The organism is Bacillus sp. V5-8f (assembly GCF_002863565.1).
GTDB lineage: Bacteria > Bacillota > Bacilli > Bacillales > DSM-1321 > Peribacillus.
Genome location: NZ_PGUW01000007.1, coordinates 149,871 through 174,450, shown reverse-complemented (window position 1 = coordinate 174,450; position 24,580 = coordinate 149,871). Strand labels below are relative to the sequence as shown.

24 protein-coding genes and 1 riboswitch are annotated in these 24,580 nt (G+C 41.3%); of the genes, 11 read left to right on the top strand and 13 right to left on the bottom strand.

The features are described 5' to 3' along the window. Positions 1-174 precede the first annotated feature (174 nt). Complete coding sequence (locus CUU64_RS11680; protein ID WP_180954567.1) at positions 175-1,038, top strand: dimethylarginine dimethylaminohydrolase family protein; 864 nt, start codon at positions 175-177, stop codon at positions 1,036-1,038. 44 nt (positions 1,039-1,082) lie between these two features. Here CUU64_RS11680 and CUU64_RS11675 read toward each other — a convergent pair whose 3' ends face one another. Further along, positions 1,083-2,597, bottom strand: coding sequence for a coproporphyrinogen III oxidase (locus CUU64_RS11675; RefSeq protein ID WP_101633800.1), 1,515 nt, complete (start codon positions 2,595-2,597; stop codon positions 1,083-1,085). A gap of 199 nt (positions 2,598-2,796) precedes the next feature. On the opposite strand from CUU64_RS11675, the gene CUU64_RS11670 reads away from it, so the two are divergent. After that, the gene (locus tag CUU64_RS11670) at positions 2,797-3,252 is read left to right on the top strand and encodes a DinB family protein (RefSeq protein WP_101633799.1); all 456 of its coding nucleotides are present in this window, start codon (positions 2,797-2,799) and stop codon (positions 3,250-3,252) included. A 45-nt stretch (positions 3,253-3,297) separates the two neighbouring features. Here the strand turns inward: CUU64_RS11670 and CUU64_RS11665 are convergent, their stop codons facing one another. From CUU64_RS11665 to CUU64_RS11655, 3 genes are all read right to left on the bottom strand, one after another. Then, positions 3,298-3,546 carry a transcriptional regulator SplA domain-containing protein gene (locus CUU64_RS11665; protein WP_101633798.1) on the bottom strand — a complete coding sequence of 83 codons (249 nt, stop codon included), beginning with the start codon at positions 3,544-3,546 and terminating at the stop codon, positions 3,298-3,300. A 114-nt stretch (positions 3,547-3,660) separates the two neighbouring features. Further along, positions 3,661-4,527 (bottom strand): HAD family hydrolase, encoded by an 867-nt coding sequence (locus tag CUU64_RS11660; protein WP_101633797.1) that lies wholly within the window; start codon positions 4,525-4,527, stop codon positions 3,661-3,663. A 228-nt stretch (positions 4,528-4,755) separates the two neighbouring features. Then, the gene (locus tag CUU64_RS11655) at positions 4,756-5,112 is read right to left on the bottom strand and encodes a YlbF/YmcA family competence regulator (protein ID WP_101633796.1); all 357 of its coding nucleotides are present in this window, start codon (positions 5,110-5,112) and stop codon (positions 4,756-4,758) included. A gap of 279 nt (positions 5,113-5,391) precedes the next feature. Here CUU64_RS11655 and CUU64_RS11650 point away from each other — a divergent pair, with 279 nt between their 5' ends. The 4 genes from CUU64_RS11650 to CUU64_RS11635 all read left to right on the top strand — a co-directional run bounded on the left by CUU64_RS11650 (position 5,392) and on the right by CUU64_RS11635 (position 9,546). Then, the gene (locus CUU64_RS11650; protein ID WP_101633795.1) at positions 5,392-6,795 is read left to right on the top strand and encodes a YheC/YheD family endospore coat-associated protein; all 1,404 of its coding nucleotides are present in this window, start codon (positions 5,392-5,394) and stop codon (positions 6,793-6,795) included. Positions 6,796-6,814: 19 nt separating this feature from the next. Then, positions 6,815-7,870 carry a YheC/YheD family endospore coat-associated protein gene (locus CUU64_RS11645; protein WP_180954566.1) on the top strand — a complete coding sequence of 352 codons (1,056 nt, stop codon included), beginning with the start codon at positions 6,815-6,817 and terminating at the stop codon, positions 7,868-7,870. After that, entirely contained in the window at positions 7,871-9,244 is a 1,374-nt protein-coding gene (locus tag CUU64_RS11640) for a YheC/YheD family endospore coat-associated protein (protein WP_101633793.1), read from the top strand. Between the two features lie 92 nt (positions 9,245-9,336). Further along, positions 9,337-9,546 carry a YheE family protein gene (locus CUU64_RS11635; protein ID WP_101633792.1) on the top strand — a complete coding sequence of 70 codons (210 nt, stop codon included), beginning with the start codon at positions 9,337-9,339 and terminating at the stop codon, positions 9,544-9,546. Positions 9,547-9,579: 33 nt separating this feature from the next. Here the strand turns inward: CUU64_RS11635 and CUU64_RS11630 are convergent, their stop codons facing one another. After that, a complete protein-coding gene (locus CUU64_RS11630) occupies positions 9,580-9,876 on the bottom strand; it encodes a hypothetical protein (protein ID WP_101633791.1) in 297 nt (98 codons plus the stop codon). A 444-nt stretch (positions 9,877-10,320) separates the two neighbouring features. Between CUU64_RS11630 and CUU64_RS11620 the strand changes: the two genes are divergently transcribed. The 3 genes from CUU64_RS11620 to CUU64_RS11610 all read left to right on the top strand — a co-directional run bounded on the left by CUU64_RS11620 (position 10,321) and on the right by CUU64_RS11610 (position 13,372). After that, positions 10,321-10,971, top strand: a complete 651-nt coding sequence (locus tag CUU64_RS11620; RefSeq protein WP_101633789.1) for a M15 family metallopeptidase — start codon at positions 10,321-10,323, stop codon at positions 10,969-10,971. Between the two features lie 293 nt (positions 10,972-11,264). After that, on the top strand, positions 11,265-12,152 hold the full coding sequence (locus CUU64_RS11615) for a PucR family transcriptional regulator (protein WP_180954565.1): 888 nt from the start codon (positions 11,265-11,267) through the stop codon (positions 12,150-12,152). Positions 12,153-12,274: 122 nt separating this feature from the next. After that, positions 12,275-13,372: an ABC transporter ATP-binding protein gene (locus CUU64_RS11610; protein WP_101633787.1), complete on the top strand. Its 1,098-nt coding sequence runs from the start codon at positions 12,275-12,277 to the stop codon at positions 13,370-13,372. 581 nt (positions 13,373-13,953) lie between these two features. Here CUU64_RS11610 and fumC read toward each other — a convergent pair. From fumC to CUU64_RS11590, 4 genes are all read right to left on the bottom strand, one after another. Next, a complete protein-coding gene (gene fumC, locus CUU64_RS11605) occupies positions 13,954-15,339 on the bottom strand; it encodes a class II fumarate hydratase (RefSeq protein WP_101633786.1) in 1,386 nt (461 codons plus the stop codon). A gap of 251 nt (positions 15,340-15,590) precedes the next feature. Beyond that, a complete protein-coding gene (locus CUU64_RS11600) occupies positions 15,591-15,857 on the bottom strand; it encodes a transporter suffix domain-containing protein (protein WP_101633785.1) in 267 nt (88 codons plus the stop codon). A gap of 274 nt (positions 15,858-16,131) precedes the next feature. After that, positions 16,132-16,311, bottom strand: a complete 180-nt coding sequence (locus tag CUU64_RS11595; protein WP_101633784.1) for a hypothetical protein — start codon at positions 16,309-16,311, stop codon at positions 16,132-16,134. A gap of 32 nt (positions 16,312-16,343) precedes the next feature. Beyond that, entirely contained in the window at positions 16,344-16,973 is a 630-nt protein-coding gene (locus CUU64_RS11590) for a spore coat protein (RefSeq protein WP_101633783.1), read from the bottom strand. Between the two features lie 167 nt (positions 16,974-17,140). Here CUU64_RS11590 and CUU64_RS11585 point away from each other — a divergent pair, with 167 nt between their 5' ends. Further along, a complete protein-coding gene (locus tag CUU64_RS11585) occupies positions 17,141-17,389 on the top strand; it encodes a sporulation protein (RefSeq protein WP_142383620.1) in 249 nt (82 codons plus the stop codon). A 95-nt stretch (positions 17,390-17,484) separates the two neighbouring features. On the opposite strand, the gene CUU64_RS11580 is transcribed toward CUU64_RS11585, so the two are convergent. The 4 genes from CUU64_RS11580 to pxpB are packed head-to-tail and all read right to left on the bottom strand — an operon-like array spanning position 17,485 to position 21,192. Next, complete coding sequence (locus CUU64_RS11580) at positions 17,485-18,678, bottom strand: NRAMP family divalent metal transporter (protein ID WP_101633781.1); 1,194 nt, start codon at positions 18,676-18,678, stop codon at positions 17,485-17,487. A gap of 25 nt (positions 18,679-18,703) precedes the next feature. Continuing rightward, the gene (locus CUU64_RS11575) at positions 18,704-19,474 is read right to left on the bottom strand and encodes a LamB/YcsF family protein (RefSeq protein ID WP_101633780.1); all 771 of its coding nucleotides are present in this window, start codon (positions 19,472-19,474) and stop codon (positions 18,704-18,706) included. Between the two features lie 12 nt (positions 19,475-19,486). Further along, positions 19,487-20,488 (bottom strand): 5-oxoprolinase subunit C family protein, encoded by a 1,002-nt coding sequence (locus CUU64_RS11570; protein ID WP_101633779.1) that lies wholly within the window; start codon positions 20,486-20,488, stop codon positions 19,487-19,489. Next, positions 20,485-21,192 carry a 5-oxoprolinase subunit PxpB gene (gene pxpB, locus CUU64_RS11565; RefSeq protein ID WP_101633778.1) on the bottom strand — a complete coding sequence of 236 codons (708 nt, stop codon included), beginning with the start codon at positions 21,190-21,192 and terminating at the stop codon, positions 20,485-20,487. Before pxpB ends, CUU64_RS11570 begins: the two co-directional genes overlap by 4 nt. 279 nt (positions 21,193-21,471) lie before the next feature. Here pxpB and CUU64_RS11560 point away from each other — a divergent pair, with 279 nt between their 5' ends. Then, positions 21,472-24,129 carry a PAS domain S-box protein gene (locus tag CUU64_RS11560; RefSeq protein WP_101633777.1) on the top strand — a complete coding sequence of 886 codons (2,658 nt, stop codon included), beginning with the start codon at positions 21,472-21,474 and terminating at the stop codon, positions 24,127-24,129. Positions 24,130-24,462: 333 nt separating this feature from the next. Then, positions 24,463-24,577, top strand: a riboswitch (SAM riboswitch). The last annotated feature ends 3 nt before the right edge of the window (positions 24,578-24,580 follow it).

The window sequence follows — 24,580 nt, the reverse complement described above, 5'->3', positions numbered from 1 at the left end:
ATTGTATTGCACTTCCTTTAATAAATTCGATTCATTCTTCGTAATTCCTTTTTACTATTTGAGAATTTTTAAAAAAATCTGAGTTGGAAGTTAAAACGAAACCCGGATGAAAAAGGTTTTTTCCCCTGTAATTAAGGAAATAGTATAGGTGAATTAAGCATTCAGGAGGGCACTATGACCACATATCAAGATAAACAAACCATGGCCTACTGCTACAGCGAATATGATCAATTGAAACGGGTGGTTCTATGCCAGCCCCAATACATGACGATCCGAGAAGTAATAAACGAAACCCAAGAGCATTTTAAAGATGAAGGCATCCATATTGAAACAGCAATGAAGCAGCATGAAAATTTTGTAAGCGTTCTAAAGGAACACAGAGTAGACGTAATCCTCCTTCCTCCCCAAAGTAAATACCCGGAACAGGTTTTTACCCGTGATATTGGCTTTACGCTTGGAAATACAGTCTTTGTGGCAGAAATGGCCAGCCCGGTCCGGCAGGGAGAAGAGGGATTACTGAAGAAGTGGCTCGAAGAAAAACAAATTCCACACAAGGATCTCCTTAAAGACCGAATTGAGGGTGGTGATGTCATTATAGATAGGGATACGGTATTTGTCGGCATCAGCAACCGCACTCATATTGATGCGATCAAGCATCTAGACTCATTGCTTCCTGAGTTCGAGGTAGTAGCGGTACCATTTGAAGCTAAATATCTACATTTAGACTGTGTGTTTAACGTTTTATCCCCTGAAGATGCTCTTATTTTCCCTGACGTTATCAGCAAGGAGGAACGAGAATTCCTCGCCACACGTTACAACTTGATAGAAGTAACGGATGAGGAGCAATTCACGCTTGGAACTAACGTACTTTCCATTGGCAATAAAAAGGTGTTAAGCCTTCCGGTAAATAAAAACGTGAATAAACAGCTAAGAGAGCGGGGGTATGATGTGATTGAAGTAGACATTACTGAGATCATTAAATCTGGTGGCTCTTTCCGTTGCTGTACGATGCCAATTTTGCGGGAGCGTTCTAATTAATATATAAAGTCCAGGAAATGGCAGCAACAAGAAAACTTCCAGAACTAAGCCTGGAAGTTTTCTTTTTTAAACAATTCATCAAGTATTTCTATTTTCTTATGGGTGTAATGCTTAAAATTATCATTGTATGATTTTGGATCCTTTGGGTTTGCAAATTGCATGATCTTCCCTGTTACTGGGTGCACAAACTTGCTTGAGGCCCCGCATCCCAAGCCGATAATGGTTTGCTGCTCTTCCATGATCATGATGTTATATATGCTTTCCTGGCCCGCGATTGAGTAGCCGACGTTCTCCAGGTTCCCCAGGATATTCTTTTGACGGTACAAATAATAGGGAGTGTAGCCATGTGCGGCGGTCCACCCTTCGGCGGCATCCATCATTTTCTCCACTTCTTCCCTTGAAGCCACTTTATACTTTTGTTTGTTCCGCGTCATTTCCGAAGCGCGTTTAAAAGAAAGAGTGTGGACTGTCAGTGATTCCGGCATCAACTTCTCTGTTTCTTCCAGGGTAGTCCTGAATTCCGGCAGTTCCTCCCCTGGGAGGCCGATAATCAAATCCATATTAATATTGTTCATCCCCATACTGCGTGAAAGGTGGAATTTATCTATAGTTTCTTGAACCGTATGGTGGCGGCCTATTGCCTTCAATGTTTCCTGGATGTATGACTGCGGGTTGACGCTAATCCGGTCAATATTCCACTTTTTCAGTACCTCCAGTTTCTCAGGGGTAATTGTGTCCGGCCTGCCGGCTTCTACCGTTATTTCCCTTACGTTCTCTACATCCGGGAAGGAAGCATACATTTCTTCATAAAGCATATCCATTTCTTCAGCCGTAATGCTTGTGGGTGTACCGCCGCCATAGTAGATCGTTGTTATATTTATATCATTTTCTTTTAACCACTTGCCGACTTCCCTCATCTCGTAATGAAGGCCTCCAAGGAAGGAATTCACAGAACCTTGCCGGCCATTTATCGCATAAGCTGGAAATGTACAGTAAGCGCATTTTGTCGGGCAAAACGGAATCCCGATATAAATGCTAACCTCACTATTTAAGGAATACAAGTCAGGGACAACAGCTAATTGGCGGTCGACGATTTTCTGCATCAACTCAACTTTTTCCTGGGAAATCATATAATCTTCCGCTAATTGTTTATGGGCTACTGGAGCAGGTATACCTTGCTGCACTTTCCGGTGAAGAAGCTTGGTCGGACGGACCCCTGTTAAAATCCCCCATTTCTGATTTATGCCAGTCATATCCTGCAGTACATTGACAAAAACATAGGACACGGCCCGTTTCACGTGTTGAAATAATTCTTTATCCGTTAAGTCAGGTGAAATATCTATTCTATGGTTAGATTCATACTGTTCAGCGGGATCTTTAACTAAAAGTAAAGCCCGTGCAAAAATTGAATCGGAAGCTTCCCATTTAAATTCAACCTGTAAATCGGCGTCCTCTCCGTTTGAAAGAAGGATTTCGGTTTCTTCGAAAAACAGGTTGGCTATATTTTGAAGCGGCCGGTGAAAACGCTCATCTTCCAGCCCTTGTATTTCAATACGCAAGAACATCACCTATCTGCTTGAGATTTTTAATGTAGCTTCCGGTATTATACTACGAATTGTTATAACTAACTAGCGAAACCCAAAGTGCTTCGGCTTCTGTTAAAACAGTTTTAAAACTTGGAAACTGGTGGCAGGTTTTTTTATGATCAGCTAGAAATAGATAAAGGTACTTTATTTAATAAGAGGGGATGTTTTAAGAATGAGTGAGCTTTTATTCAAGCAATATCAATTAACAAGAAATAATTTCATAAAGGAGCTAGGAAGTATCAACACTGAAATTATGGATATCCAGCCACAAGGGTTCAATAATACAATTCACTGGCATATTGGCCATGTGCTCACTACGACAGAGCAGTTCATGTTTGGCTATCCGAAAAAATCAAGCCACCTTCCTGAAAATTACCTGGGTTTATTCGGAAATGGAACCAAGCCTGCTGACTGGCAGGTTGATGCCCCTACGGTCGAGCTGCTTACAGAACAGCTTAAGGAGCAGGCAGGCCGACTAAAAGAAATCCCTGCTGAAAGTCTTCAACAACCATTAAAACAGCCTTTTATGGGACTAACAACTTTCGGTGAACTTGCCAGCATGGCTGTCTATCATGAAGCCAACCATCTAGGCCAAATTCATGCGATGGCACGTTTTCTTAAAAAATAAGTGTTAAAAAAACAGGCCCTTTCAGGGCCTGTTTTTTGTGCAGATTTAAAGCTTATCCTCCTCATATAATTCCTGGAATGCCCTTTCTGCCGCTGCTTCCGATGTGAACAAAGCATCATCATCCTCTATTACATGGAAGGTGTCATTAAGAAACAACGCTAACGCATTCGGGTCCTTCGGGTGCGGAACAATTTCCGCAGCGCGGACATTCGAGACGGTCGGTGTATGAGGATTGTTATAAATGACATATACCTCATCGCCTGTCTTAGCATTCTTTGGATCAATCGTATCCATCATTTCCATTCCTTTCGGTTAGAATGGTCATAGTTTATGGAAATGAGTGTAAATCTATGTTTAAGACTACAAAAAAACGCCCTACGGAACCTTAGGACCGTTGGGCGTTTGTAATCATTTTAAAATATTCATTTTTTCCAAAAATGCTATTGGATGCTGTTTTCGGAAAAATTCCTTTAGCATATAGGCTACCCCATTTTCATCATTCGAGCGGGTCACCCACTTTGCCGCTTTTTTGAGTTCAAAGGGTGCATTGCCCATCGCAACTCCAAGACCCGATTCTGTAATCATTTCCATATCATCCAAGCTATCGCCGATTGTAACGATTTGTGAAGGCTTAATTTTTAACTGGTTGGCTAGATGCAATAAACCAGTCCACTTAGACACACCTTTTGGTACAATGCTTAGACTCATTCCCATACGGCTGATGGGGTGAACTTCCGGAAACATATCAGCAATTAGGCTGAATAAATCTTCTTTGTCTCTATCACTATTGAACAAAACGTCGATTTTCGGTGGCGCAACCGGCTTTTTGGCAAGCTCTTCACTAACCGAATCGACATAATGCTGTGAAAAGATATTTTGCTCATTCATAAACATAACCGCTCTTCCAAGCAAGTTTTCCGGCAGGTTGACCCTATTGCCCAGGATAAACTTTTCATGGGAAACCTGAATTTGGCACTCCACCTTTTCAAGCAGCTGGACAATCTCCAAAGTCAACTTCTCCGGCATTCTTGACACATAAAGTGGTTTTTGGATGTTCGTTCCTACAAAAGCACCTTGATGGGCTACAAGAGTGGGGTTTATTTTTAATGCTTTCGCTACTTTTTTTGCAGAATAAAAGTTCCTGGAAGTTACGAGTGCGACCTGAACATCCTTTCGGTGGACATATTCAATCGCATCTTTTGTCAATTTATTCATTCGGCCATTTGATTGAAGCAGAGTTCCATCTATATTGACCGCTAGCATACGGTAGACCATGCTGATCTCTCCCATCTGTAGTATCCTATTCCATCTTTATGAGTCATTTTTAATTGATAGAACAGCTAAAACGGAGAATAATCTGGTTCAGCCCCGATGTATAACGGAAGCACCCGCATATTAATGGAAAATCCAACGATGAACATTTTCATGAGATTTTTATTTATTTGCTGTTTGAAGCATCCATAAAAAAACACTGCCATTCTGCAGGCAGTGTTCCATTATTCCTTATTGTTGTTCCGGCGCGCCATAAAGTTCTTCAAGGGGCTTCATAATGATTGTGTTTAGTTCAGCGATAACCATGCTCATTCTTTGTTCCGCTTGCATCAATTTTGAGATGATCGGATGCTGTTGGACAAGGGCCACCGTTTTTTGTGCCTGTTCAACTTCCTCAGGCATGATTTCCTGCCCCATCATTTGTTTTTGTTGGAGCCTCATCTGAATTTGGCGGAAATTTTCAAACATCCCTCTTGCGGAAGGATCAGCATTTACATGATCATACAGGCTCTTTAACTCTGCATATTCCTTGCTTCCTCTTACCGCCCTTTCCATGTTATACGCTACATCATATAAATTTGAACTCATTATATTTCCTCCTCATTCATTTGCGATGATCCATTAAACTATACCAAAACATATACCGAAATACACCTTTATGCACATACCAACGGATGCTTGTTATTGTTAGCAAACATAATACCCTTTTATCCCACCATATGCCATGGAAAAACAGAAAGTTCCAGGCCCTTTATCGGCGTGATTCATTATGTCACTTTTTAAACCTGCTTTACATAAGATGAAATATCCGCTTTTGCCCAACTCACTCTATTAAAAATAAAACCATAGCGCAGGACGGGGAAACCTATGAACATTAGTAATGCCAAGGTCCTGATCATATTCGAGGAATCCTTAATTGAGGACCATACACCTATTATACAAATAGAACTATCAATGCTTTCTAAATGGAAATTAAATGGCGGTGAAGAGATAGTATTGAAAGCAGGTGCGAAACGGATTCCACTGCTAGTGCGCCCGTTTTCCGCCGAGCAGCCGCTTATTATCATTTCACGTAATACCGGACAGAGCTTGTCATTGCCGGCATTATCCTTTCCAGTTCAAGTAACCTTTTGCAAGCAAACCAAAGAGATTGCGATCGGTCCATTCTTATCAATTTTAAGTGATTACCCTATTGGGAAAAGAGAAGGAACATTTGGATCAATGGAGCCTTTCTTTCAGGAAATACAATCTTTTTGTGAAGAAAAAGGATTTCCCTTTTATGTACATCTGCTCGAGCCAGAGCAAGAATCAACAGCGGTGAAAGGCTACCTTCTCAAAGCGGGAAAATGGGAACAAACGGTACTTCCTGTCCCGGATGTTGTCTACAACAGGATCCATTCCCGAGCAAAGGAAAAAACAATGCTCTTCCAGGAGTATCAGAACCGTTTAGATAGAATGGATATACCCATGTTTAATCTCGGTTTCCTTTCTAAGCTTGACGTACATGAAGCCCTGATTAAAAATGAACAGCTCCTGCCGTATTTGCCGGAAACTATCCCTTTTCAGGAAGACAAGGATTTTGCCGACTTTCTGGAACGTCATCAAAATGTGTATGTGAAACCTTCTAACGGCAGCCAGGGGAGAAATATATGTAAGCTTACAAATACGGGAGAAGGCTGGGTATTAGAACAATCAACCGTTAATAAGGATAATGTTTTATTTTCCAAGGCAGAAGATTTGTTTACTACCCTGAAAAGGAAAATCAAAAAACAATCGTTCATTGTCCAGCAAGGGATTGATTTGCTTCAAATTGATCACAAGAGAGTTGACTTTAGGATTCTGTTGAATAAAAACCGAAACCAGGCCTGGAAAATTACATCAGTTGTTGCGAGGGTCAGCGATGCAGGGCATATTGTGTCCAATCTATCAAGGGGAGCAGAAATGAAAAATGGTCTTGAATTGCTGAATTCAACTTTTGATGACCCCGAGGCTAAAAGACTATTTGAGCAAATTTGCCTGCTCGCCCTGAAAACAGCAAGTAGTTTATCTGAAAACCAAAGTGGAAATTTTGCAGAGCTCGGCATTGACGTGGCACTCGATATAGAGAAGCAGCCTTGGCTGATTGAGATCAATTCCAAACCGTCTAAAGCTTATCAGGGAAGCTATGAAAAGTTTCGCCCTTCCGTTAGAGCAATCGTTGAGTACATGCATGCTCTTTATCAAAATAAAATACAACAAGGCCTTAGCGACATCGGCCGGAAAGGAGACTAAATTGCTCTCCATGGGTGTTATGGCAACACGAAAACACGCGGAGGAACCATACTTCACAAAAATTGCACAAATGTCCGAAGAAGCTGGAGTTCAAGTCTTCAGGTTTTGTCCCGATCAAATTAAAATCCACGAAAAGACGGTTTACGGAGATGTATTCGATCAACAATTAAGGCAATGGATCCCAAAGGACTTTACGATTCCGGATTTCATTTATGACCGTCATTTCCGAGGTCTTATCCGGAACTCCGATGAGATCTCCCATAACATAAAATGGCTTAAAAAAAATGCGGTTTTCCTGGGCCATGGGCTTCCCGGAAAATATAAAGTTTTTCAATCCCTTTCAAAGATTGATTCCCTGAGCCGGTTTCTTCCGCCCACAAATAAAGTGAGAATCCCGGAAGATATTTGGTTGGATTTGTCCATACACTCTCGGGTTATGTTGAAGCCTGAATTCGGATCAAAAGGTACAGGGATTTACCTTATAGAAAATAAAGAAAACGGATCACTGGTCCGAATGACTAAAAAGGAAGGTGGCTTTGAACGATTGTTCGATAAGAAAGCAGCACTTCACAAATGGTTCCGCTACCTGATTGAACAATGCCCGTATTTGACACAGCCCTACCTAGAACTATCAAACGCACAAGGTAAGCCATGGGACCTGCGTATTCTTATTCAAAAAGACAGCTCGGGTATGTGGACGGAGCGGGTGCGGGGTGCCAGGCTCGGGCGCGCGCACTGCATTACCGCTAACTTGGCCGCCGGAGCACAAGTCATCCCATTTGACATTATGTTAAAGGGATTCCCCTTAAAGCTTCAGGGAAAAATCCAGGAGAGCATCGACCATATCATCCAGCATCTCCCCCATGAATTGGAAACGAGGATAGCCAGGCTTTTTGAGCTCGGGCTCGATTTAGGAGTCGATAAAAAAGGCGATGTTTGGATTCTCGATATAAATTCAAAGCCAGGCAGAAAGATAATGGAGCTGCTTGATCCAGATAACATGCATAAACTTTATAAAGCACCTTCTTTATATTGCACTTTCCTGAATGCAGAACTATTGAAAGCTGGTGAGTAAATGAAAAAAACCTACCCAGTCGAAATTTCGAATTTACAAGAAAATGTTTTCTTTTACCCTAAGGGATTAAGTGGAATGGAAAACATTGACCATATCTGGTATGGCCAGCACTCATGCAACGCGATTGTAGAAGAGAATCCGCATGATGAAGATAAAGCAATCATGTCACAAATTTTGGCGGAAACGATTAAATTCAATGAAAGGAATATCCCCCTGCATCTATTTACTTATCAGGACAGCATTCATATCGGGCCGATCGTGGGAATATTCACATCAGGAATTATCCCCAATTTGCAAAAACCTGTCGGTGAACGCTCTCACTTTTTTGCGAAATTATTATCGCTTAATAAAATGACCGGATGTATTCCCTTCGTATTTGGCGAACACCAAATTGATTGGGCTTCAGAAACGATAAAAGGTTATATTTTTCGTAATCACCAGTGGGATGTCAGGGAGTTTCCATTTCCAAATGTAGTCTATGACAGGCTTCCGAACCGGAAAACCGAAAGCCGTACGGGGCCAAAGGAAGTAAAACGTAGATTTCAGGAGGAATATTCCATTCCGTGGTATAATCCTGGTTTCTTTAATAAGTGGGACATACATGAACGTCTGGCAGATGATGAGGATGCCATCCCTTATCTTCCCGAAACTTATCCATTTCGTTCGTTGTCGGCAATTGAAACGCTGCTTTCTAAATTCCGTCAGGTTTATATCAAACCAATACACGGCAGTCTTGGCCTGGGCATCCACCAGATTCTATATGATAAAAATGAAAATATTTATTATTGCCGATACAAAGACGATCAAAAAATAAATAAATTAACCAAATTCCAGTCCCTTGAGCATCTTTTTAACCACGTTTTCAAGCGTAAACGACTTCACAATTTAATCATCCAGCAAGGGATTGCCCTTATTACGGCAAACAGGAGGCCAATTGACTTCAGAGTTCATACAAATAAAAATCAAAATGGTGACTGGCAGGTAACCGCTATTGCAGCAAAGGTTGCTGGTGCAGGAAGCGTAACTACTCATATAAACAGCGGAGGCCAAGTCAAGACAATAGAAGAATTATTCCCTGAACACGCCAGGGCCATCACTGTTAAGGAGAAGCTTTCAAATGCAGCCATTACGTTAAGCAAAAGCATCGATCGGCATATAGATGGCGTTATCGCAGAAATTGGTTTTGACCTTGGAATCGATAAACAAGGACGCGTATGGATGTTCGAAGCGAACTCAAAACCCGGCAGGTCCATCTTCTCCCATCCGAAGCTAAGGGAGTTTGAAGTGCTGACTCGGCAGCTTTGCCTAGAATATGCAGTTTTCCTAGCAGAGCAATCCTTACAAAGCTCGGGCGAGGCTGTAAGTGAAAATTAACCCTTCCCTCCATTGCTATCAGAATTTTTCATGTACAACAAATCCCCCTTTTCCTTTATACTAAAGAGTACAGGAAAAAGGGGGTTTTAGCTTTGATCACACACTTTCAATGGAAGCCATTATTCGAAGACAAAAATCTTCCCGGCTGGAGGATTTCTTTCTATTCTAAAAAGCAAGCTTTTCAAGCTATCTACCATAAAAGCGGAGAAATTGAATGGAATGGGACAAAACCTAGTGCAGAGGACGAATCAAGCCTGAAAAGCATGATCCATGAACTGATGCTGTTCCATGTTTATGAATGAAGCATCTACTAATCCCTTACATACTTTTTGGACTTATACTGCCTCTACAATGAGGAATAAAATTGATATGCCTATAAGCCAGCTCACCAATCCTTTCGACAATGGATTGGTGTTTTTTTCGCTCTTGAACCAACCTGGAAACTGCCATTTACTCCGGTAAATCACATAGAACAGAAGCAGGTTTGCAACCTGGGCGAAACTCCAAGAAACATTCCGGACTCCCAGCAATCGATAAACATATTGTTCAACTACCGCTAAACCGGTTAGTACGATCACACCCAGGACAACCAGCCCGATTAATTCAAGACAGAACCTCAAAAACTTTTCCACTACATCTCCTCCTTGAAAATTGCTTAAAGCATCCTACAACTTTATGAACTTGGTACATTTTGTTATAAAATACTTTATATCAAGAACAAAAACCGATATCATATTTGTATAAAAACCGTCCAATAATCGAGGAAAACTATTTTTCTTCAACAGTATTATAATTTGTTCCTCATCAGCAATTATTGCCGCCAGCCGCGGCTGGTGCAAAATCCCAGCTTTTATTTTGAACCTGCCAACTTTGTCGCGCAAATCTCAACATTTGTTGGAAACCGGCCACCTTTGTTGCACCAACCTCAACATTTGTTGGAAACCGTCCATCTTTACTGCAAATATTTATTGTTGTGAACGTGCCAACTTTCGGCAAAACTTATGTTAGTTGTAAAATAACCGAAGATTCTTGCTTATATCAAAGATAATAAAAGCATTTCCCCTGGGGAGGCTATCATGCTAAAACAAAGATCAAATTCACTTATACTGCTTACCTTCCTGCTATGCCTTCTCCCTTATGAACAAATTTCAGCAGCCAATTATACCAAAAGCAAGGAAAAAAGCAAACTGGTAGATATCCGGAAGTTTGATAAAACAATTGTCATTGACCTTCGTTACGCAACCAAAAATAATTTTACGAAAAAACAAATATATCCCGCCGCCATTCCACTATTAAGGCAGGAAACCGCGGCAAAACTGGTAAAAGTCAATAAGGAGGCAGCAAAAAAAGGGTATCGGGTAAAAGTATGGGATGCTTACCGGCCATTTTCCGCCCAGAGGACTCTCTATATTGCTGCCTCTAATAAAAGCTATGTCGCCCATCCTTCTAAAGGCTCAAGGCATAACCGGGGTGCAGCCGTCGACCTCACCTTGGTTGACCAAAAAGGTAAAGAACTCCTTATGCCATCTGCGTTTGATGACTTCACTAAAAGAGCTCATAGAAATAACCCCAGCATGAATAAAACGGCAGAAAAGAATATGGATTACCTTACATCCATTATGAAAAAAAATGGTTTCAGGACAATAACCAATGAATGGTGGCATTACGAAGATACCGATTGGGAGAAGTACCCACTTCTGGATGTGCCGCTTACTGCGTTTAAATAACAGGACAACAAGAATCTGAAAAACTGCACCCTTATTGTTAACATGAATTAAAACATAGGGTGCAGTACTATTATTACCAAGAATCTTTAGAAACTTTTATAGTCTACCTTAATGGCTCCAGTCATTCGCCACACAGCTCGAAGTTCTAATGTGATTGGATCAGTATTGCATAGATGGTTAACTCTTTGCCAGATCAACCATGCCTCCTTGTTATAATTGCCCCTTATATTTCTCCGTACGCTATACTTCGTTATAATAGAAGTAAATCAATTTTACATTCAGAAGGGCCAATTATGCTAAAAAATCTATTAAATAAATTTCCTAACGCAGTCTTGCACAAGGGCGATTGCAGCAATCCTGGACTGTATATTTGGTTCAAGGATCATACTGAAACGATCCTTGGGATTCCAAAAAGAGACATAAGCCAAGAAGAAATCCAACTGCTGAAAGTACTGTATCCAGGTGAATCTATAAATGAACGAAATATATCTTTCTCAAATAAACAATGGAGCGATTACCTATACGAGGATAACATACAGCTTCCCATAACCAGCTGGGAACAAGTCAGGTTTACCCAGTTTACGATATCAGGGGAGGACTTTCCTTATAAAGAGTTCGAAGAAGCCTTTTTATCTTTCGTACCCGAAGATTCCCTCATGGTATGGGACAATGATTTGAACGGAACTTTAATAGAAGGGCTCTCTCATGACAATCCCGGGTTGGATGAATGGATCCCCGCTATAAGCACCCTGGAAAGCGATTTTTATGTTAAAATAAAAATTTTTGCAGGGGAATTCCACCCGGTCGATATCCGGCTTCGCTCCCATTTCACAATGGAGAGAAATTGCTTTACTCATTCCAGGCTGCACCTTCCTGATGCGAAAGCAAGTTCTTTACCGGAAGTATTTCCATTCCTTTTCATGAAAGGCATTTCTCTAGACTATAAAGAATGGTATAAAGAACAACTGCTAGGAGAAACGATGGAGGATCAGGAATTGATTCAAACCGTAAAACTTTATATAGAACACAATTCGAATGCAAGCTCTGCTTCCAAAGCACTTTATATTCACCGCAACAGCCTGCAGTACAGGATCGATAAATTCATTGAAAAAACAGGGCTGGATATCCGTTCATTCCGGCATGCCCTAACCACTTATCTGATCATTCTTTTGCGCAAATAGCCATTTTGCAATGTGCACAGTAAAACGTTTATTTTTTTGTGCACCGTGTACATATGTTTCCTTAGGCTTATTTAATACAATGATTTCATAAGAATTGATGATATACCTAGGAGGCATTTAAAATGGCAGAATTGGTATTAGATCATATTTATAAAATTTACGATAACAAAGTAACGGCTGTAGAAGATTTTAACTTAAAAATTGAGGATAAAGAATTCATCGTCTTTGTTGGGCCTTCCGGCTGTGGTAAATCAACTACTTTGCGGATGGTAGCCGGGCTTGAGGAAATTTCCAAGGGGGATTTTTACATCGATGGCAAGCGTGTAAATGATGTGCCCCCTAAGGATCGCGACATCGCCATGGTTTTCCAAAATTATGCCCTTTATCCCCATATGACAGTTTATGACAACATGGCGTTCGGCTTAAAGCTCAGGAAATTGCCTAAAGATGAAATTAAGCGTCGTGTTGAAGAAGCGGCGAAGATCCTCGGACTTGAAGCGTATCTCGACCGGAAGCCAAAGGCACTTTCCGGCGGTCAGCGCCAGCGTGTTGCTTTGGGCCGTGCGATTGTCCGTGATGCAAAGGTTTTCCTGATGGACGAACCGTTATCAAACCTTGATGCGAAACTTCGTGTGCAAATGCGTGCGGAAATTGCCAAGCTCCATAAACGTTTGAATACTACCACCATTTATGTAACACACGACCAAACAGAAGCGATGACAATGGCGACACGCCTTGTTGTAATGAAAGACGGCATCATCCAGCAGGTAGGCGCGCCAAAAGAAGTTTATGAAAAGCCTGAAAATGTCTTCGTCGGCGGTTTTATCGGTTCACCTGCAATGAATTTCCTTACTGGGACGGTCCAGGATGGCACAGTGAAAATCGGAAACCAGTCCATAGCTGTTCCAGAAGGAAAAATGAAGGTCCTGCGCAGCCAGGGTTATGAAGGCAAAGAAGTTATCCTTGGCATTCGTCCGGAGGATTTCCACGATGAACCGGTTTTCCTTGAAACTTCCCAGAATACAAAAATTGATGCCCCTATCGAAGTAGCTGAATTGATGGGCGCGGAAATCATGCTATATTCTTGTATCGGCGGACAGGAATTCATCGCACGTGTTGATTCCCGTAACACAGTAAACCCTGGCGAAACGATCCAACTCGCCCTTGATATGAGCAAAGCGCATTTCTTTGACAAAGACACAGAGGTTCGGATTCGTTAATAATAGTGGAAAATAATGAAAGGCAATAGTCACAGACTGTTGCTTTTTAATTTGGGGCAGGTACATCTATCTTAGAAATTTCGCAAATGTATCTGCAATTCAGCTGAGATATCCAGTATTCCTCCTCTTGGAGTTTGCTGATTATTTTTTCCTGATTAAATCCTGAATTTCAAACCGAGAGTGTAAAGAATTCCTTCAAGTCTCTTCATCCAATATTTCTAAAAAGCTTCTATTTTCCATGGATCTCCCTACTCATGGCAGCAATAAAGGCAGAGTGTATTGCAAACCCATAACACTGTCTCACCCCTTCAATAAAGAGATCCAACAATCTTTCATACAAAAATACCGTTTATAATATTAGTAAAAACACAAATCAATGCCCTTATCATTTAACACACTTCATCTTGCCAAAGTAAAAAAAGCAACCCAACCGGATTGCTCAATTAATCATCGTTGCAAATATCAATTCATCAACAAAATCCAGTGTAAAAAAACAATTAGAGTCCGTACTTTAAAAACGAGCCATACTCCTTTTTAAGATAATAACTTTTTATACACGTACATTGATCTCATTATGTTTTTTATTTCCTATTCACCATATTCTGCGGATTTACCCATTTATCGAATTGTTCTTCACTGACATAACCTAATTTTAAGGCTGCTTCCTTTAGGGTACTGTTGTCCTTGAATGCAAGCTTTGCGATTTCGGCTGCCTTCTCATAGCCGATGTGCGGGTTCAGAGCCGTTACCAGCATTAAGGAACGCTGGACATTTTCCTTAATTTTCTCCTCATTAGCCTGAATTCCCTTGGCACAATTTTCATTGAAAGAATGGATTCCGTCAGTCAGAAGTTTGACAGATTGGATGAAATTGTAAATAATCACAGGCTTAAAAACATTCAGTTCGAAGTTGCCCTGGCTTGCAGCAAAACAAATGGTGGTATCATTTCCAAAGATTTGGGCCGCTATCATTGTCAATGCTTCGCTTTGGGTTGGATTTACCTTGCCAGGCATAATGCTTGATCCCGGTTCATTAGCGGGAATCGAAATTTCGCCGATTCCGCTTCGCGGACCGCTCGCGAGCCATCTAATATCATTGGCAATTTTCATTAAATCCGCGGCAAGTGCCTTTAAAGCACCATGGACATGTACAATTTCATCGTGACTAGTGAGCGCATGGAAGTTGTTCTCAGACACCCTAAAGGCATAACCTGTCGTGTTCCCTATTTCTTTTGCCGCCCTTTCGCCAAATTCCTTGTGGGCGTTTATCCCTGTTCCTACTGCTGTACCGCCAATAGCAAGATCCAACAAATACTTACTGCTTTCTTCAATCATTTTTAAGTCTTTATCCAGCATGGCCTTCCAGCCGCTGATTTCTTGGCCTAGCGTAAGCGGAGTGGCATCCTGAAGATGAGTACGGCCTATCTTTACCATATCGGCAAACTGGTTTTCCTTATCCGCAAATGTATTACGAAGCGCTTTCACTTCTGGAAGCAAAGACTCCATTACACCGGTATAGGCAGCTATATGCATGGCAGTCGGGAACGAATCATTGGAGCTCTGCGCTTTATTGACATCGTCATTAGGATGGAGCTTCTCCTCGCTTCCTTGCTCCCTCAACCATTCATTCCCCTTATTAGCAATCACTTCATTTACATTCATATTAGTTTGGGTCCCGCTGCCTGTCTGCCAGACTACAAGCGGAAAATGTTCATCAAGTGTACCTTCAAGGATTTCACCGCATACCTTTTCAATCGCCTCCCGTTTCATCTCCGGCAGGCTGCCCAATTCACTATTAACCTTTGCCGCAGCCTGTTTCACATGCGCAAATGCCCGGATCAGCTCGATTGGCATTTTTTCATTACCGATTTTAAAATTTTGCCGGCTTCGTTCCGTCTGCGCTCCCCAATATTTATCATAAGGAACCTGGACTTCTCCCATCGTATCCCGTTCAATCCTGTATTTCACCTGCGACTCCCCCTCCTTTATTCACTTACACTTTTTCCCTTTTGAATGTATTATTAACATTATGCAGAATTAAATTTTACATTTTTCCTTCCAACCGAATCTAGAAAACTGTATGTACCCTCATAAATACCTGTCCTGTTTTTGTGCAAGGAACGTCATATTACTAGCTGGAAACGTATATTAAAAATATCAATCTTTGAGCGGGCGTAATTAATACATATTTCACGATTCATCTACCGAATAAAATCCCCTTATTTTCTAAACCAATTAGCCGGATTTAATTTCTTTCGATATTTCCTAAGCATTGCTTTTCCAAGAATGATTCCGCCGATCCAAAAAGTAATCTCCCCAATGACAGCAAAGACGGAAGATATAATAACCTTTGTCTTTACATCAAACGGAAAAAACGGGACAACCAATATAAGCACATAGAATATGGTGGACAAAACGACAAGCGTGATGGCTATGTTTCTCTTTGTCTTACTTATCGTATAGCTGCGTTCATTTTCGTTTCCCATACTTTTTCCTCCGTCTTTTTTGTAAGACTAGTTTAACAGACCGTACAAGCTAGGTCTAAAAAGAGAATTTTAAAAGTGAAAGGGAAATTGTGGTGGTTGCTATACATAGTCGAGGCCTTTTGGTTTTTATCAATTAAGGCTTTCAAATTTTTTGGCAAATTATTTTAACTTGCAAAGAAACTGATTCCCATCAAGCGCCTACAAGCGGTCTTCCACAGGCATGACCACAAAAAAATAGCCAACAAATGTTGACTATAATTCTTACCCATTTCTTTTAATACTCTTTACCGGACGGAATATCCCGGCCTGTTGCCCCAGGTTTCTTGTCCGTATTTTCATTAGTGTTATACCTATGGTCGTTGACACCCTGCTCTTCGGATTCGACACCACCGATATAGCGGGATTTATGGCTTTTTTGGATGCGGTTGAATTTATCAAAATCCATGTTTACCATTATGCACCTCTTTTATTAAATTAAACTTGCTCTTAATGACCTATTGGATTAAAAGTTGACCCAACAGATGGTGCAAAGGAATTCACGATTTGGCTCATATCCTGTTCGGTAAATTGAGGCACGTGGTAATAGTGGTGTTTATTCTGGTAAATTGATAGTTCGTACACCATTTCTACACAGTTTGGCAATGAATCAGCGAGCACCCGACGTACGACCGGGTTTGTCGATTCCAATGCCGCCATTGTTTTCATGATTGCACCGGATTTCTGTAATGTTCGCAGGCAGTCAGCCACAGCTTGATCATTCATTCCTGCTGCCGATTGAATTGGCTGCACCGGCTGGGATGCCTCTAAACCATAAATGAAATCATTATCCTGGTTCATTTCATACCTTTCTGTCCGCTTGTATGGATCCCGGCCTGTTTGAAAACAATCCACGGTTATATTGTATTCGTCCTGCATAAAAGCAAATTGACGATCCATGATATCAATCAATTCCGGATCCTGGACATATTGGCGTAATACCGAGTATTGGTTCATGGTCGCTATAGACCCCATAAGTGTTTCCCTTACATCCAATACCTCATGGCCGCCGTGATTAAAATGCTGAGGCACTGTACCTGTATGCATATTTTCATGCATATGTCCGTGTTGGTATACCATATAGAAAAATCCCTCCAATTTATGTGCTTTCGCACTTATTATGTTTTATCTTTGATGAGTTATGCGCGAATTTGAACAGCGCCCGTTATTTTTCCTTTGAACGGTTTTAACATGTTTTTCAGGGTAAAATAAAAAAAATGAAGGTTCTTTTCGAAAGGGATGAAAACGTGAATCAATCTTTGTTATTTGTAAGGGAAATAATGGCCGGTCATACTGAAAGTAAATTTGGCAAATCAATTTATGATAAGCTTACGAATTTCAGTCATGATACAGAGGACTTTGTAAGAAGTTTAACCGGTGATGAAATGTATTACCTGAACAATGTGTTGGCCGAAGCGATTGACTATTCCAACCAGGAACGGGATGACGAACGTTCCATGCAGCTTAACCGAGTCTACGAATTATTGACCATTTGACCATAATAGGCAAATATAAAGAAGGCGTCCTAGATTTTAGGACGCCTTTTGGTATGACTGCTTAATGCCACTCATTGTATAGATTTTATTTTTGCTTATTTGAACAATGTAGGTATCCCAGTCATGATTGTGTATATACTCATGTAGCTCATCGCAATAACTATGACGATGCCGAACAACGTCATCCATAATGGATGCTTATAATCACCAACTATTTTGGTTTTATAGGCAGCAACTAGCATAACTCCTAACGCAATAGGCAGGATCAGTCCGTTTAAGGCACCGACGAGCACTAGTATTTTTACCGGGCGGCCAATCAATACAAATACCAATGTTGATATGGTTATAAATCCAACAATAAACCATTTTTCATATTTTTGGACGGTTTTGCTTAATGTTGTAATAAATGAAACAGATGTATATGCGGCACCGACAACTGATGTTACCGCCGCAGCCCACATTACGATGCCAAATATCTTATAACCAAAGTTACCAGCAGCATGCTTGAAGACCGATGCCGGAGGATTTCCTGGGTCAATTGCAAACCCTTGGACAATAATCCCTAGTGCAGCTAAAAAGAGGAAGATACGCATAATTGATGCAATCCCGATTGCACTAACCGCACTTCTCGTAACCTCGGGGATTGCATCCTTCCCTTTAATTCCTGCATCCAGCAAGCGGTGTCCACCGGCAAAAGTAATATAGCCGCCAACCGTTCCTCCGACAAGTGTTATGATTGCAAGCAGATCTATTTTTTCTGGTACAAACGTTCTTACAGCCGCTTCACCATAAGGAGGCTGGGCCTGAAACATTACGTAGATAGTTAAGGCAATCATGACAAAGCCCATGAGCTGGGCAAATCGATCCATTGCCTTTCCTGCTTCTTTTACCAGGAATATTGCAATGGCAATAATTCCGCTAAATAACGCCCCCATCTCTGGGGAAACCCCGAATAACACATTTGTTCCCAAACCTGCTCCACCAATATTTCCAATGTTAAAAGCGAGCCCGCCGATTACAATTAAAATTGCTAAGAAAGTACCTAAACCAGGCAGCATTGAATTAGCGATGTCCTGCGCACGCTTTTCAGATACCGCAATGATACGCCAAATATTCATTTGGGCACCAATATCGATAATGATTGAGATTAAAATTACAAAACCAAAACTAGCTACTAAAGATTGCGTAAAAACAGTTGTTTGTGTCAAAAAGCCCGGACCAATAGCAGAAGTCGCCATCAGGAATGCAGCCCCGAGCAAGATGCTTAATCTTGAATTCTTCTTTTCCATTTTTCCTCCAATATTCTGTGAGCCTTTACTCTAAAAAGTCACCAATTTTAGTAATGGTTATACCTGCATCAGTTAATGCTTTGTTTATATACTTCGCAAAATCCAATGCATGCTCTCCATCCCCATGGATACAAATTGTATCTGCGTCTATCGAGATATCAACTCCCTGCACAGCAATCACATTACATTCTTTTACCATCCTAATCACCTGGCTGATAGCAGCTTCACGGTTATGTATTAGAGCATTTGCATCACTTCTAGGGGTTAGTGTCCCATCTGCCTGGTAAGTGCGGTCAGAAAACACTTCATTGGCTGTACGAAGCCCGATTTTCTTTCCTGCTATTACAAGCTCGCTTCCAGCTAATCCGTAGAGAACTAATTCAGGATCTACTTTGTACACAGCTTCCGCTATTGCTTCTGCTAATGCCGAGCTTTTGGCAGCCATATTATAAAGAGCGCCATGCGGCTTCACATGCTGCATCCGCCCTCCCTCAGCCCTTACAAAGCCATGCAATGCACCAATTTGATATACGGTGAGATCGAAAGCTTCTTGAGGCGAAATTTTCATGTCTCTTCTTCCAAAGCCGAGTAAATCTTGAAGGCCGGGATGGGCACCGATCCCTACCTTCTTTTCAAGGGCCAGGTTGACGGTTTTCCGCATGGTTGCCGGATCACCAGCATGAAACCCGCAAGCAATATTAGCAGAGGTGATAAAGTCAAGAATTTCTTCGTCCTTGCCCAACGTGTAGGCCCCGAATCCCTCTCCCATATCGCAATTGATATCAACTTTATGCACGTGTATTCCCTCCTATCTGTATTTTAAAGAAATCCCAATTCTCAATTCCTTTATTCTTCTTTCTTGTTCTAAATGCAATGATTGGGCTTCCTCGAGGGACACTTTTGAAAAACGAAGCCTGTCACCGGGTTTAGCTTGAGCAAGATATGTTAAATCAACAAAAGCTATTTGCCCAATTTTCGGATATCCACCAGTCGTTTGCCGATCCGCCAGCAATACGATGGGATTCCCCTCAGACGGTACTTGTATTGTCCCGAATCCCACCGCTTCAGAAATCATTTCTTCTGCCTTTTCCATGGTTAATATCGGACCTTTTAACCGGTATCCCATCCGGTCTGATTGCGAAGTAACTTCAAATGGCTCGTTAAAAAAAATTTCCTGGCTTTCTTTTGTGAATAAATCAAATTCGCGTCCCTCCATGACTCGAATGGAGGGCCTGTTTGCATAGTCAGGGATTAAATCCCGTGATGCCAACCAATCAGACTCCACGAACGAATTTTCACTTACATTTTTTCTTAACCGGTCATTGATACTGCTAGATAGTTTTCCAGGGGAACCCCACGTCAGTTGGTCCCCCTCTTTTAGGGCACGTCCGAAAAATCCGCCTATTTCCGCCCTTAAATAGGTGGATTTGCTGTTCATAACACTGGGAACAGAAAAACCTCCCGCAACAGCAAGATAAGCCCGGCATCCGGACTTTCCTGGACCAAACTTCAGCGTGCTCCCTCCTCTTACAAAAACCGGCCTCCAATTGCTCACAGCCTGTCCATCTATGGAAGGCGAAAGATCACCGCCACAAATCGAGATAAGGGCATCATTATGAAATTTGATTGTAGGTCCGAGTAACGTGGCCTCCAAGGTTGCTGCATTTTCGTCATTACCTACCAATAAGTTGGAAATTCGATAGGCAAGCTGGTCCATTACACCGCTTGCAATAACTCCATATTTTTGAAAACCGTACCTTCCTAAATCCTGAACACTGGTTAGAAGGCCGGGCTTTATAATCGTAATCATCCCTTCTTCTCCCATTCTATGTATTCCTTATGGCTGATGGGCTTGAACTTAATTTTATCTCCTGCCCTAAGAAGACTCGGTGGTTCTACCTCTGGCTGGAATAGGTCGAGCGGCGTTCTGCCAATCAATTGCCAGCCTCCAGGCGTTTCGATAGGATAGACTCCTGTTTGTTTGCCGGCGATGCCGACTGATCCGGCAGGAATTTTTAAACGCGGGGATTCCCTTCTTGGCGCAGCGATTTTTTCCGGCATGCCCCCCACATAAGGAAATCCTGGGGCAAAACCAATCATATAAACCAAATAGTCACCCGATGAATGGATGTCAATCACTTCCTCCGCCGTCAGCCCATTAATTGTTGCGACATGATCAAGATCCGGTCCAAATTCCCCCCCGTAGCATACTGGTATTTCAACCACTCTCTGCTCCTTTGTATCGCCCGGCTTTACACCTTGCAGTAATTCAGAAAGCTGCTGGCAAGCCTGGTTATACGGGAGACTGTCCAAATTTTCACGAAAGAAATAGACCGGATCATAAAAAACTGTGACTGTCGTAAAAGCTGGTATGTACTCCACCATCCATTTTGGTGGATGCTCATCGAGAAAGGCAGTAACTACTTGTACGTTTTTCTGCGTTTCTTCGTTAATGTCTTTCCCCAATTCAATTATGACTGCATGATCGCCTAATGGATGTAAACCATACTCCATTTTTACACCCCCTGTATTCAATAACCTTTTATTCCCAAATGTTATTGTAAAAAAATTAAAAATTAAAATATTACATTATATTATAATAAAAGCATACTGTTTATCAATACATTACCCTTTCTATTATTTAAAAGGCCAAGAAATTAATGTAACGTAACATAATATTTTAAAAAAACCAATTCCACACGTTTACCAAAAGGCTGTTATAAACAGTAGTAATTAACCACAGCATGTTATACTTTATAATGTGGAGAATTCAGAAGGAATTGAGGGTTAACCATGAACGATAACAGAAAGTACCTTGCAGAATTGCTAGGGAACGGACCGCACCTCTCTTTATTCAAAAACCATCCAGATGCGATCTATGTAATGGACCTGGATGGTAACTATTTAGATGCCAATTCGGCAATAATGAGTTTAACAGGATATAACAAAGAAGAATTCGTTCATTTAAATCCTGCTGACATCATGGATGAAAGTTCGTTTAAAAGCAGGGCTGCCATATTAGAAAATATTAACCATACATCCAAAGAACAGTATGAAGTTACTTTCAAACATAAAAACGGAAATATACTAACCGCCTCCGTAATCTATATCCCGATCATCGAAGGAAACGAAATAATCGGTTTTTATGGAATTGCCAAAAACATAACTGAAAAAAAAGAAAACATAAAAAAAATATTGGATAGCGAAAAACGATTTAGGCTTCTCTCTGAAAACTCATTGGACATGATTGCCCTGCACGCGCACGCGGATGGAAAATATGTGTATGTGTCGCCCGCATCCAAAAGCCTATTGGGTTTCGAACCTGAAGAACTGATAGGCCATTCCCCATACGAATACTTCCATCCAGAGGACATCGCCTTTATTTATGAACAGTATAATAAGGCTTTGAAATTCAGGGAAAAATTCAAGTTAACTTATCGGATAAGGCGGAAAGATGGCGAATATATCTGGATGGAAACAACTGGACGTTTCTTACAGAATGAAACCACCAGTAAAAACACCGAGCTAATTTCCGTGTCACGTGATATCACGGAACGCAAAAAAATACAAGAAAAATATAAAATCAATGAACAATGGTATAAATCCCTTTTTGATTATAACCCGGCTTCAGTCTTTGCTTTTGACATGGACGGGGACTTTATCAGCCATAACGAAAATTTTCTTAAACTGACAGGCTACTCTGCAGAAGAAATCCCGACGATGTCCTTTGTGCCATTCGTCGCACCAAAGGATTTAGCAAAAACAGCAAAACATTTTGAGCTGGCAAAGAAAGGGACCCCCCAGCATTACGAGACAACATTAGTGCAAAAAAGCGGTGAACACCGCCCTGTACAGGTATCAAACCTCCCGATCATTGTGGAAGGGGATATAGTCGGCGTGTACGGAATTGCCTTTGATATTTCTGATAGAGTATGGGCACAGGAGAAGCTAAAAGAAAGCGAGCAGTGGTATAGGTCGCTTTTTGAATATAACCCTTCCGCTGTTTACTCTTTTGACTTGGATGGCAACTATAAGTCTGTAAATAGAATGCTAGAAGCAATGTCTGGCTATACACAGAAGGAACTGCTGCAAATGAACTATGCCGAACTGCTGCATCCTGATGATCTTGAATATACCCAGTGGTTCTTTAACGAGGCCAAACAAGGCAGAGCCCAGAACTATGATGTTACCCTGATCCGGAAAAACGGAGAAGCCATTGAGGTTAACGTCGTTAATATACCCATTATTGTTGATGATAATATCGTAGGCGTTTATGGAATTTGCACTGATATCACAGACCGTAAGCGCTATATGACACAGGTTGAAAGATTAAGCAACCAAAACAGGCTGATTCTTGATTCTGCGGCGGAAGGGATATTAGGATTGAACCTTGAGGGGAAAATCCTGTTTATAAACAAATCAGGTGGGAAAATTTTGGGCTATCAGCCGGAGATGCTTTCAGAAGGAAACCTTAATTTCCTGGTACATCGTAAAGGTGAAATGGAAGAGTTTGATCCGGATGCATGCGAAATTGTACAAGCCGGACGCGATGGGATTTCACGCTTTGTGGAAATGGATACTTTTTATCAAGCCGATGGGACTCCCATACCCGTTCAATATTCCGTAAGCCCCTTATATGACCAGGGAATCATTACTGGTACCGTTGTAACTTTTTCGGATATCACAGAAAAGCTCAAGCTTGAACAGATGAAAAAAGAGCATGCACAAATTGAGCTGGAATTCAACCTTGCTTCACGTGTGCAAAAAACGTTGCTAACCCAGGTACAAAAGCTTACACTGCCAGAGAACACCGATCTGGGTGTAGTGTCTGTTCCTGTCCGAAAGCTCAACGGAGATTTCTACAATGTCGTAACGAACCGCGAACAAATCCGATTTGGTATTGCGGATATCTCAGGAAAAGGAATGGCCGCAGCCATATTAATGTCGATGATCAAGTATGCGATGGATGAAATCGATGATCAATCGCTGCCGCATGAAATCTTGCACGAGCTGAATCAATATTGCGCTAACTATCTCGATCCGTCCATGTTTGTAACCATGTTTATGGGTTCATTCGATATAAAAACCGGTATTTTCCGGTATGCATCCGCAGGCCATGAGCCGGGTATTTTATATGAAGCAGAAAAAGAGAAAATGATTGATATTAATTCAAAAGGCGCTGTACTTGGCTTATCAAAACATACTGTATATAAAACGGAAGAATTACATTTAAAGCCGAATGATATGGTTTTGCTTTATACGGACGGAGTTACTGAGGAACGCCAAAACAATGAGATTGATAACAATGATAAACTGAAGCAATTCTTTGCGTCTGCCGATAAACAGCTGCCCGCCCAGAAAATTGTCGATACCCTGTATGAGGAAATTCAAAAAAAGCAAGAAGGCCAGGTCTTCGATGACCAAACCATTTTATTATTCAAAAAAGGATAATCACACAGAATATATGAAGAGCTGTATAGGCAGCTCTTTTTTGATTTAGAAAAAAGACAGCACATCCATGCGATTCCAATGACTTTGCCAATTTGGATGATAGGTTTTGATTCAAGTAAGAGTTAATTGAATTTAGTATTTCTTGTTGTACCTGCTCATATCTTTACTGGAACTGAAACAGCTTCGCCTTTGAAAATTAGGATACCTCCGCCCCCGCCACCTATTAAGGACGAGATTTACCCACTGGATTTGTTGAATAATGGTTTTCTTTTCCCAATAGTGTTGACACTTATAACTTTATATAGTAAATTCAAAAGAAACTGAAATATTGATTTCTTATCAAGAGAGGTCGAGGGAATGGCCCGACGACGCCTCAGCAACCTTCAATGTTTTTGCCACATTGGAAAGGTGCTAATTCCTCAAGTCTGAAGCACTTGGAAGATAAGAAGAA

Excerpts from the sequence above, each read along its gene's own strand:
- CUU64_RS11680 (WP_180954567.1), top strand. The coding sequence starts at position 175 with ATGACCACATATCAAGATAAACAAACCATGGCCTACTGCTACAGCGAA.
- CUU64_RS11670 (WP_101633799.1), top strand. The coding sequence starts at position 2,797 with ATGAGTGAGCTTTTATTCAAGCAATATCAATTAACAAGAAATAATTTC.
- CUU64_RS11665 (WP_101633798.1), bottom strand. The coding sequence starts at position 3,546 with ATGGATACGATTGATCCAAAGAATGCTAAGACAGGCGATGAGGTATAT.
- CUU64_RS11660 (WP_101633797.1), bottom strand. The coding sequence starts at position 4,527 with ATGGTCTACCGTATGCTAGCGGTCAATATAGATGGAACTCTGCTTCAA.
- CUU64_RS11655 (WP_101633796.1), bottom strand. The coding sequence starts at position 5,112 with ATGAGTTCAAATTTATATGATGTAGCGTATAACATGGAAAGGGCGGTA.
- CUU64_RS11650 (WP_101633795.1), top strand. The coding sequence starts at position 5,392 with ATGAACATTAGTAATGCCAAGGTCCTGATCATATTCGAGGAATCCTTA.
- CUU64_RS11645 (WP_180954566.1), top strand. The coding sequence starts at position 6,815 with ATGGCAACACGAAAACACGCGGAGGAACCATACTTCACAAAAATTGCA.
- CUU64_RS11640 (WP_101633793.1), top strand. The coding sequence starts at position 7,871 with ATGAAAAAAACCTACCCAGTCGAAATTTCGAATTTACAAGAAAATGTT.
- CUU64_RS11620 (WP_101633789.1), top strand. The coding sequence starts at position 10,321 with ATGCTAAAACAAAGATCAAATTCACTTATACTGCTTACCTTCCTGCTA.
- CUU64_RS11615 (WP_180954565.1), top strand. The coding sequence starts at position 11,265 with ATGCTAAAAAATCTATTAAATAAATTTCCTAACGCAGTCTTGCACAAG.
- CUU64_RS11610 (WP_101633787.1), top strand. The coding sequence starts at position 12,275 with ATGGCAGAATTGGTATTAGATCATATTTATAAAATTTACGATAACAAA.
- CUU64_RS11600 (WP_101633785.1), bottom strand. The coding sequence starts at position 15,857 with ATGGGAAACGAAAATGAACGCAGCTATACGATAAGTAAGACAAAGAGA.
- CUU64_RS11595 (WP_101633784.1), bottom strand. The coding sequence starts at position 16,311 with ATGGTAAACATGGATTTTGATAAATTCAACCGCATCCAAAAAAGCCAT.
- CUU64_RS11590 (WP_101633783.1), bottom strand. The coding sequence starts at position 16,973 with ATGGTATACCAACACGGACATATGCATGAAAATATGCATACAGGTACA.
- CUU64_RS11580 (WP_101633781.1), bottom strand. The coding sequence starts at position 18,678 with ATGGAAAAGAAGAATTCAAGATTAAGCATCTTGCTCGGGGCTGCATTC.
- CUU64_RS11570 (WP_101633779.1), bottom strand. The coding sequence starts at position 20,488 with ATGATTACGATTATAAAGCCCGGCCTTCTAACCAGTGTTCAGGATTTA.
- pxpB (WP_101633778.1), bottom strand. The coding sequence starts at position 21,192 with ATGGAGTATGGTTTACATCCATTAGGCGATCATGCAGTCATAATTGAA.
- CUU64_RS11560 (WP_101633777.1), top strand. The coding sequence starts at position 21,472 with ATGAACGATAACAGAAAGTACCTTGCAGAATTGCTAGGGAACGGACCG.